The following is a 289-nucleotide window of genomic DNA, read 5'->3' on the forward strand; positions in this document are numbered from 1 at the left end:
GTTAATTATTGGTATTTTACCGGTAGTACTTAATTTAGTGGGATTAAAAGAAAATATAGATTTACTCATCACGTTTATTTCATGGCCATTATTAGCATTTACTTTTAACTTTGCCTTAGTGCTTTTATACCGTTACGCGCCGCATCGTAAACCTGCTAAATGGCGTTGGATCACCTTAGGATCTGTTATTGCGACAATTTTATGGATAGTCGCTTCAATTGGTTTTTCATTTTATGTATCGAAATTTGCCAGTTATAACGAAACTTATGGCTCGTTAGGTGGGGTGGTT

1 protein-coding gene is annotated in these 289 nt (G+C 35.3%); it reads left to right on the top strand.

The annotated features are described in order from the left end of the window. A partial coding sequence (locus AAEY83_RS13990; protein ID WP_351059743.1) for a YihY/virulence factor BrkB family protein occupies positions 1 to 289 on the top strand: 289 nt, incomplete at both ends.

This window comes from Psychrobacter sp. TB20-MNA-CIBAN-0197, assembly GCF_040309765.1.
In the GTDB taxonomy this organism is placed as follows: domain Bacteria; phylum Pseudomonadota; class Gammaproteobacteria; order Pseudomonadales; family Moraxellaceae; genus Psychrobacter; species Psychrobacter submarinus.